This window comes from Rhodoferax sp. (genome assembly GCF_037143375.1).
GTDB lineage: Bacteria > Pseudomonadota > Gammaproteobacteria > Burkholderiales > Burkholderiaceae_C > Rhodoferax.
In genome coordinates this window covers 40,931-50,137 of sequence record NZ_JBAWYV010000013.1, presented here as the reverse complement: position 1 = coordinate 50,137, position 9,207 = coordinate 40,931, and the positions used below count along the sequence as shown (strand labels likewise).

The window sequence follows — 9,207 nt, the reverse complement described above, 5'->3', positions numbered from 1 at the left end:
GCGGCACTCAGCGCTGTTCGTGTCCTCCGGCCTTCGGCCTCCCCCTTGACCTCACAGCGCTGAGTGCCACACCGTCCTGAGCCTGCAAGCCGTTGCGAGTGTTCATCGGCACTCACAAACGGAGGCTTTCCCCCCGTTTATAGCGTAGGCCAAATAGCTGTTCCAAGCCTCATTCGCCCGGAGAGAGCGAGAGGGTTTGCGGGTGAGTGGGGAAACTTAACGCCCGTAAACGTCCTCAAACCTGACAATGTCATCTTCGCCCAAATAAGAGCCTGACTGCACTTCGATCATCTCCAGCGCCACGCGGCCGGGGTTCTCCAGGCGGTGCGTGGTGCCCAGAGGGATGAATGTGGACTGGTTCTCGGACAACAAAAAAACCTCTTCGCCACGCGTGATGCGGGCGGTGCCGCTGACCACAATCCAGTGCTCGGCGCGGTGGTGGTGCATTTGCAGCGACAAAATGCCGCCCGGCTTGACCACAATGCGCTTGACCTGAAAGCGCTCACCGGCATCGACGCCGTCGTAAGAGCCCCAAGGGCGAAACACCTTGCGGTGAACCGAGCCTTCAGCACGGCCCTGTTTCTTCAGGATGTCGACGATTTTCTTGACGTCCTGGGTCTTGTCCTTGTGCGCGACCAAAATCGCATCGGCGGTTTCAATCACCACCAGATCGTTCACGCCGACGCAGGCAATCAGGCGGCCTTCAGAGAGCGCCAGCGTGTTGCTGCAGTCTTGCAGCAGCACATCACCCTGCACCACATTGCCGCTGTCGTCTTTGGGCAGTACCTGCCACAGCGCATCCCAAGCACCCACATCAGACCAACCCGCACTCAGGGGAATCACCACGCCGGGCGGCAGCAGACCCGAATCAGACCCGGCTGCAATGCGCTCCATCACGGCGTAATCGATCGAGTCGGCGGGGCAGTTGGCAAACGCTTCCTTGCCCACTCGCACAAACTCACCGTCGGTGGAGCCCAGGTCCCAGGCCGTTTGGCAGGCGGTCAGAATGTCTGGACGGCATGCTTTCATGGCGCTCAGCCAGACCGAGGCGCGCATCATGAAGAGGCCGCTGTTCCAGAGGTAAGAGCCGGCATCGAGGTAAGTCTGGGCCGTGGCTAGGTCTGGTTTTTCAACAAAACGGGCGATCAGGCTGGCGTTTGATTTTTCGCCGTCCGAGGCGCCAACGTAAGCCGCGCCAGACTGGATGTAGCCATAGCCGGTTTCTGGTGCGTCAGGCGTGATGCCAAACGTCACTACCGCGCCGGTCGCCGCCAGCGCAGAACCCTGGCTGACCACGCTCTGGAACGCCGCGAGGTTGGTGATCACGTGGTCTGCCGGCATCACCAGTAAGACTGGATCTGCTCCGTTTTTAATAGCTGCTAGCGCAGCAAGCGTAAGGGCTGGAGCTGTATTTCGTCCTAAAGGCTCGAGCACAATGATGCCCGGCTTGCCGAGCAGGCGCAGTTGTTCGGCGATGACAAAACGGTATTCCTCACCGCACACCACCATGGGTGGGGCCAGTTCGACGCCAGCAATGCCCTCGACACGGCGCACCGTGGCTTGCAAGAGGGAGTCATCACCAATCAGGGGCAGCAGTTGCTTGGGGTATTTTTCGCGGGACAGGGGCCACAGGCGCGTGCCGGAGCCGCCAGACAAAACGACAGGTTGAATCAACATGGGGTGAGCAATCAATAAAGTGGGAGGAGGCGAAGCGGGCACAAGCGATCAGGCCCGCGCATCGCCCCAGCGCAATTGGGACGTGTCATCACCGCGGTACAGCGTGTCGCCATGGCGGTCCACCAAGTAGTCGGGCGAAACAATCATTTCGTTAAAACGCATGTCGGCAGCAATTCGGGTGTACTCAAACAAAATGCTGCGCACTACTTTGGCACCGGTGCGAAGGTGGCAACCGTGCCCAATCCATGCCGGTCCGGTAATAGTCACGCCGGGTTCAATGCGGGTGTTGGCGCCAATGTAAACCGGCCCTTCAATCGTCACCTTGTCCCAGGGAATCGAGGTGTTGAGCCCAACCCAGATGCCCGGTTTAACCTGGCGCCCAGGCATCTCGGCTTCGGCGATTTCACCGCGCAACACGCGCTGCAATACCGACCAGTAGTCACTCACACGCCCGATGTCGATCCAATTGAAAAACCGGTTTTGCACATAAAAAGGCAGTTTTTTCTCGACCAGTTGCGGGAACAACTGCGAGCCAATGTCATAGATCTGACCGGGTGGCACCAGATCCAGCACCGCAGGCTCGAAAATATAAATACCGGTGCTGGCCAAGGTTGATTTGGCATCGGCAGGCGACGGTTTTTCCTGGAAGGATTCAATACGGCCGTCAGGTGCTCCCACCACAATGCCATAAGCCTGAACATCTTTCAACGGCACGTCCAGCGCCACGACGCTGGCAATGGCGCCCTTGGTTTTGTGCTCGTGCAGGGCTGCGCCAATGTCCAGGTCAATCAGGGCGTCGCCGCACAGCACCAGCGTGGTGTCGTCAAAGAAGCCGCCAAAGTCCTGAATGCGCCGCATACCACCGGCCGAGCCCATAGGGCGAGGCAGGATGTCGCCGTGGTCCAGCACGCCTTCGTAGGAGTAGCCAATTTCCACGCCCCAGCGGTGACCATCTCCAAAGTAGCGCTCGATCTTTTGGTGGTGGTAAGCCACGTTGACCATGATTTCGGTGATGCCGTGGCGCGCCAGATGTTCAATCTGGTATTCCATCAGGGGTTTGCCCAGAATCGGCACCATCGGTTTGGGTAAATCGCGCGTCAGGGGGCGAACGCGGGTGCCTTGCCCCGCCGCCAGAATCATGCCTTTAGCCATGGTGTACCTCTACTTTTGTGTTCATTTTTACTGTCCCTGGTTGTATTGAAATCAGTTCAGTGCGTAGCCATTGGGGTTGCCGCTTTGCCAGCGCCAAGCGTCGGTGCACATGGCCTCCAGCCCGCGCTCGGCACGCCAGCCCAACAAGGCCAGTGCTTGCGCCGGGTTGGCGTAGCACGAAGCGATGTCACCCGCGCGACGCGGGCCCACCTTGTACGGCACCGGTTTGCCACTGGCAAACTCAAAGGCACGCACCATGTCGAGCACGCTGTAGCCCACGCCTGTCCCCAGATTGATGGCCAGGCATTCGGCCTGGTTTTGCAAACGCTCCAGCGCCTTCAAGTGGCCCAGTGCCAGGTCCACCACATGGATGTAGTCACGCACGCCGGTGCCATCGGGGGTGGCGTAGTCATCGCCCCATACATTCAGAAACTCGCGGCGGCCGACGGCTACTTGCGCCACAAACGGCAGCAGGTTGTTGGGCGTGCCTTGCGGGTCTTCGCCGATCAGGCCGCTGGCGTGTGCCCCCACCGGGTTGAAATAGCGCAGGATTGAAATGTGCCAAGTGGGGTCGCTGCGAAACAGATCGCGCAGCATGTCCTCAATCACCAGCTTGGTCTGACCGTAAGGGTTGGTGGTGGACAGCGGGTGGTCTTCGGTCAAAGGCAGGCGCTGCGGGTCACCATAGACGGTGGCGGATGAACTGAATACCAGCGTTTTAACGCCGCACTCGGTCATGGCTTCGAGCAGGCGCACGGTGCCGACTACGTTGTTGTCGTAATAGGCCAGCGGGTTTTGCACCGACTCACCCACCGCTTTCAGACCCGCGAAGTGGACCACGGCGGTGGCGCCACTTTGCTTTAGCGCCGTCACCAGTGCAGCGCGGTCGCGAATGTCGCCCTGGATCAGAGTTGGTTTCTTGCCAGTGATGCGTTCCACCCGCGCCAGCGCCTCGGGCTGGCTGTTGCAAAAGTTGTCAAACACGGTCACCTCATACCCCGCGTTGAGCAACTCGACGCAGGTGTGGGAGCCGATATAGCCCGCGCCACCAGTCACAAGAATCATGGCCATGGTAGGTGCTGTCTTTTTAAGTAGGGGTTAAAGAGCGGTGGCACTCAGGAAAGAGGTGCCAACGGCATCTTTGACTGAGAGCTTGGGTGCGCTGGCCATGGCTGGCCAGTCAATCGCCAGCGTCGGATCGTCCCAGGCGATGCAGCGCTCATGCTCTGGCGCGTAGTAATCGGTGGTTTTGTACAAGAATTCGGCATGCTCCGAGAGCACCACAAAACCGTGGGCCAAACCCGGTGGCACCCATAACTGGCGTTTGTTGTCGGCCGACAAAATCTCGCCGACCCATTGGCCAAACGTGGGTGAGTCGCGGCGAATATCCACCGCCACGTCAAACACCTCACCGGCGGTGACCCGCACCAGCTTGCCTTGCGGGTTTTGCACTTGGTAGTGCAGGCCGCGCAACACGCCCTGGGCCGACTTGGAGTGGTTGTCCTGCACAAACTGCAGGTCCAGCCCGGTGGCTTGGGCGAAGTCGCGCTGATTAAAACTCTCATAAAAGAAGCCGCGTGCATCGCCAAATACGCGGGGTTCGATCAGCAGCACATCGGCAATGGCGCAGGGCGTCACTTTCATCAATAGACCTTTTCTTTGAGCAAACGCAGCAGGTACTGGCCGTAGCCGGACTTGGCCAGCGGCAAGGCCAGCTTGTTCAGTTGGGCGTCGTCAATCCAGCCGTGACGCCACACAATTTCTTCGGGCGCGGCCACCTTGAGGCCCTGGCGGTTTTCAATCGTGTAGATGAACTGGCTGGCTTCCAGCATCGACTCATGCGTACCGGTATCAAGCCAGGCATAGCCGCGGCCCATGGTTTGCACATCGAGCGAGCCTTGTTCCAAATACAGCCGGTTCAGGTCGGTGATTTCCAGTTCGCCTCGGGCCGAGGGTTTGACCTGTTTGGCCAGTTCCACCACCTGCGTGTCATAAAAATACAGGCCGGTGACGGCGTAGCGCGACTTCGGGCTGGTGGGTTTTTCTTCCAGGCTGATGGCGTGGCCGTTGGCATTGAACTCCACCACGCCATAGCGCTCGGGGTCTTGCACGGCGTAGGCAAACACGGTGGCGCCATGGGTTTGTTTATTGGCGCTGTCCAACAGACCAGCAAAGTCGTGGCCGTAAAAAATGTTGTCGCCCAGCACTAGCGCACTCGGGGCGCCATCCAGAAACGACTCGCCAATCAAAAATGCCTGTGCCAGACCATCGGGCGAGGGCTGCACGGCGTAGCTGAGTTTCAGGCCCCATTGGCTGCCATCGCCCAGCAGTTGCTCAAAGCGCGGCGTGTCTTGCGGGGTGGAGATCACCAAAATCTCGCGAATACCTGCCAGCAGCAGCACGCTCAAGGGGTAATAGATCATCGGCTTGTCGTAGATCGGCAGCAGTTGCTTGCTGACGACTTGCGTGGCGGGGTACAGGCGCGTGCCCGAACCACCAGCGAGGATGATGCCTTTGCGTGCCTTGGTGTTGGCAGTCGTTGGAGTGGTCATGGTTATTGTTTCCCTGTTATTTCTGTGAGCATGCGCGCCACGCCTTGCTGCCAGTGGGGCAGCGTCAATCCAAACGCGCTTTGCAGGCGTTTGGTGTTCAGGCGCGAATTCAAAGGCCGCTGCGCCGGTGTCGGGTAGCTGGAGGTGGGCGTGGGCATCACTTGTGCGGGCCCGGCCTGGAGTGCCCAGCCCAGCGCCTGGGCTTGCGCCAGCACGTAGCTGGCGTAGCCGTGCCAGCTGGTTTCGCCACTGGCAACGCAGTGGTACAGCCCGGCTAATTCGGGTTGCTGCAGGGCTTTGACCAGCGCATGGGCCGTCACATCGGCCAGCAGTTCAGCCGAGGTCGGCGCGCCAAACTGGTCGTCAATCACTGTCAGCACATAACGCTCACCAGCCAGGCGCAACATGGTCTTGGCAAAGTTGCCGCCCCGTGCCGCGTAGACCCAGCTGGTTCTGAAAATCAGGTGCTTGGCGCAGGTGGCCACCGCAAGTTCACCTTCAAGTTTGGTCTGGCCGTAGACGCTCAACGGGCCGGTGGCGTCAGACTCGCACCAGGGTTGTTGGCCGCTGCCGTCAAACACGTAGTCGGTGGAGTAGTGCACCAGCCAGGCGCCCAGTTTTTGCGCCTCGGTCGCCAGCACGCCGGGTGCCAGCGCATTGATCGTGCGGGCCAGGTCGGGCTCGGACTCGGCTTTGTCGACCGCCGTGTGCGCCGCAGCGTTCACGATCACATCGGGTTGGACCCGACGCACGGTCTCGGCCAAACCAGCGAGGTCGCTAAAGTCGCCGCACAGTTGATCTGGGTTGTGGGCCGCATCGTGGTCCAGCGCCACCACGTCACCCAGCACGCTCAAAGACCGTTGCAGTTCCCAGCCCACTTGGCCGCCACGGCCAAACAACAAAATTTTCATAACTTAATTACCGTATTGTTTTGTCACCCAGTCGCGGTACCCGCCACTCAGCACGTTAGCCACCCACTCGGGGTGCGCCAGGTACCACTGCACGGTTTTGCGGATGCCCGACTCAAAGGTCTCGGCCGGTTTCCAGCCCAGTTCTTGCTCGATCTTGCGGGCATCAATCGCGTAGCGGCGGTCGTGGCCCGGGCGGTCGGTGACATAAGTGATCTGCTCTTGGTACGGCTTGCCGTCGGCGCGGGGTTTGAGTTCGTCCAGCAAAGCGCACACGGTGTGCACGATGTCGAGGTTGGGTTTTTCGTTCCAGCCGCCCACGTTGTAAACCTCGCCCAAACGGCCAGCTTCGAGCACGCGTCGGATGGCGCTGCAGTGGTCGGTAACGTACAGCCAGTCGCGAATCTGCTGGCCGTCGCCATACACCGGCAGCGCTTTGCCGGCCTGTGCGTTGACGATCATCAGCGGAATGAGCTTTTCTGGAAAGTGGAACGGCCCGTAGTTGTTGGAGCAGTTGGTGGTGAGTACCGGCAGGCCGTAGGTATGGTGGTAGGCGCGCACCAGGTGATCGCTGGCGGCTTTGCTGGCCGAGTACGGGCTGTTGGGCTCGTAGCGGTGGGTCTCGGTAAAGGCCGGGTCGGTCTTGCTCAAGGAGCCATAAACCTCGTCGGTGGAGACGTGCAGAAAGCGGAACGCAGCCTTTTCGGTGGAATCTAACGCGCCCCAATAAGCGCGCACCGATTCGAGCAGGTTGAAGGTGCCCACGATGTTGGTCTGGATGAACTCGCCCGGCCCGTGGATGGAGCGGTCGACATGCGACTCGGCGGCAAAATTGACCACCGCACGCGGTTGGTGCTGCGTCAGCAACTGGGCAACCAGCGCGGCATCGCCAAAATCGCCGTGCACAAACACATGGCGCGCATCGCCGTCGAGTGAGGCCAGGTTTTGCAGGTTGCCGGCGTAGGTGAGTTTGTCGAGGTTGATGACCGGCTCGTCAGAGGCTCGGAGCCAGTCGAGAACGAAGTTACTGCCGATGAAGCCGGCGCCGCCGGTAACGAGGATGGTCATGTGATTTGTGTCCCTGCAATATGAATACTGCCGTGATTATCACCATGACACACCCCGCAACTATTGCGTAATCGTTACAGCAGGTTCATCTTTTTGGCCGCTTCAGTCAGTTCGGCGCGAAAGCTGGGGTGCGCAATCGAGATCATCTCTTGCGCGCGCTGTTTGCCGGTCTTGCCGCGCAACTGCGCCACACCAAACTCGGTCACCACATAATTGATGTCGTTCTTGCTGGTGCTGACGTGGGTGCCGGGGGTGAGCGTGGGCACGATGCGGGTAATACTGTCGTCCTTGGCCGTGGCTGGCAGCACGATAAACGCCTTGCCGCCGCGTGAGCGGTTAGCCGCGCGCACAAAGTCAGCCTGACCGCCGGTGCCGGAGTAGGGCACATGGCCCAGGCTCTCGGAGCCGCACTGGCCCAGCAAGTCAATTTGCAGCGTGGCATTGATGGCCATCAGCTTGTCGTTTTTTCCGGCCAGGTAAGGGTCGTTGGTGAAGTCCACCGGGTGGATTTCAAGTGCCGGGTTGCGGTCCATAAATTGGTACAGCTTTTTTGAGCCGAGCGCAAAGGTGGCCACCATCTTGCCGGGCAGGTAGTTCTTTTTGCGGTTGGTCACGGCGCCGCTTTCGATCAACGTCAAAATGCCGTCGCCAATCATTTCGGTGTGAATGCCCAGGTCGTGCTTGGCGGTGAGTTGCATCACCACCGCATCGGGAATGCCGCCGTAGCCGATCTGCAGCGTAGAGCCGTCGTCAATCATGTCGGCCACGTACTTGCCAATGGCCTGCTGCACCGGGCCAATTTTGGGCAAGCCCACTTCCATGATCGGCTCGTCGCGCTCAATGAGCGCAGACACCTGAGAAATGTGTACCAGGCAATTGCCATTGGCAAACGGCACATTGGGGTTCACTTCCAGCGCAATGACGCGGGCCTTGGCCACCGCTGCCATCGTGTAATCAGCGCCCAGGCTGAGCGAAAAATAGCCGTGCTGGTCCATCGGCGAGGCCATGGAAAAAACCACGTCCGCCGCAATCTGACCGCGCTCGATCAGGCTTGGCATTTCAGAGAAATAACTTGGGATGAAATCAACCCAACCGTTCAGGCCGCCGGGCCGCGTGGTGGCACCATAGAAAAACGCTACGTGGCGCACATGGTCAACCGTTTCGGGGTCGATGTAGCCATATTTGCGCACGGCCAAAATCTGCGCCACCTTGACGTCTCGAAAACGCAAACGCTGCTCCGAGAGTGCTGTCAGCAGCGCTGGGGGCTCGGCCACGGCGGTCGGGACGACGATGAAATCACCGTCTTTGATCAAATTAACAGCATCTTCGGCGGTGCCGCGTTTTTTTTGGTACAGGTCTTGGAATGACATGGTGCGCTTCGTGCCCTATCTGGTGGAGTGTTGATATGAATACAGCAGCCTTCGATGGTAGTCCAGACAAATTGTGCGGGGCTGACAAAGTGAGGCTAGAAAAAGACGAAAGGTTGACTGATTGGCCAGGCTCAGGGCAATGGTCAGATTGGCGCATCTCGGTTTTGCGAAAGCATTTGCATTTGACGCAAATCAAAGACGGTATTTGAAATATTCACCCTTTTTGGCTTCGCTTGTTGCAAATCAACGTATCGCTTGCTTACTTTTGGCCTGGGCGGTCTGCCAAGGGTTACTACTAACTTACACCTGACATGGAGGCTATCCGCGCTGTTGGTTATCAAAATCAAGAAATTTGGCGTTCAAATTCTCAAAAATGGGGAATAAGTCACAGGTTTGGGGTTTTTATGATTTCGAAAACAAGTGTTTTTCTGTAACCAAGTGCAAAAATTGCGTCATGGCTTGTGTAAACGCAAGCTTTTG

9 protein-coding genes are annotated in these 9,207 nt (G+C 59.0%); 1 reads left to right on the top strand and 8 read right to left on the bottom strand.

The window, feature by feature from the left end:
* Positions 1–216: 216 nt before the first annotated feature.
* The 8 genes from WCG50_RS03935 to WCG50_RS03900 all read right to left on the bottom strand — a co-directional run bounded on the left by WCG50_RS03935 (position 217) and on the right by WCG50_RS03900 (position 8,727).
* On the bottom strand, positions 217–1,677 hold the full coding sequence (locus tag WCG50_RS03935) for a mannose-1-phosphate guanylyltransferase/mannose-6-phosphate isomerase (RefSeq protein WP_336898268.1): 1,461 nt from the start codon (positions 1,675–1,677) through the stop codon (positions 217–219).
* Between the two features lie 48 nt (positions 1,678–1,725).
* Complete coding sequence (locus WCG50_RS03930) at positions 1,726–2,817, bottom strand: NDP-sugar synthase (RefSeq protein ID WP_336898270.1); 1,092 nt, start codon at positions 2,815–2,817, stop codon at positions 1,726–1,728.
* Positions 2,818–2,880: 63 nt separating this feature from the next.
* A complete protein-coding gene (galE, locus tag WCG50_RS03925) occupies positions 2,881–3,900 on the bottom strand; it encodes a UDP-glucose 4-epimerase GalE (protein WP_336898267.1) in 1,020 nt (339 codons plus the stop codon).
* 27 nt (positions 3,901–3,927) lie between these two features.
* On the bottom strand, positions 3,928–4,473 hold the full coding sequence (gene rfbC / locus WCG50_RS03920) for a dTDP-4-dehydrorhamnose 3,5-epimerase (RefSeq protein WP_336898266.1): 546 nt from the start codon (positions 4,471–4,473) through the stop codon (positions 3,928–3,930).
* Complete coding sequence (rfbA, locus tag WCG50_RS03915; protein ID WP_336898265.1) at positions 4,473–5,381, bottom strand: glucose-1-phosphate thymidylyltransferase RfbA; 909 nt, start codon at positions 5,379–5,381, stop codon at positions 4,473–4,475. The genes rfbC and rfbA overlap by 1 nt, the downstream gene beginning before the upstream one ends.
* Before the next feature lie 2 nt (positions 5,382–5,383).
* Positions 5,384–6,292, bottom strand: coding sequence for a dTDP-4-dehydrorhamnose reductase (gene rfbD, locus WCG50_RS03910; RefSeq protein WP_336898264.1), 909 nt, complete (start codon positions 6,290–6,292; stop codon positions 5,384–5,386).
* Between the two features lie 3 nt (positions 6,293–6,295).
* Complete coding sequence (gene rfbB / locus WCG50_RS03905) at positions 6,296–7,357, bottom strand: dTDP-glucose 4,6-dehydratase (protein ID WP_336898263.1); 1,062 nt, start codon at positions 7,355–7,357, stop codon at positions 6,296–6,298.
* Between the two features lie 74 nt (positions 7,358–7,431).
* A complete protein-coding gene (locus WCG50_RS03900; RefSeq protein ID WP_336898262.1) occupies positions 7,432–8,727 on the bottom strand; it encodes an acetyl-CoA hydrolase/transferase C-terminal domain-containing protein in 1,296 nt (431 codons plus the stop codon).
* A gap of 35 nt (positions 8,728–8,762) precedes the next feature.
* Between WCG50_RS03900 and WCG50_RS03895 the strand changes: the two genes are divergently transcribed.
* Complete coding sequence (locus WCG50_RS03895; RefSeq protein WP_336898261.1) at positions 8,763–8,936, top strand: hypothetical protein; 174 nt, start codon at positions 8,763–8,765, stop codon at positions 8,934–8,936.
* Positions 8,937–9,207: the final 271 nt, after the last annotated feature.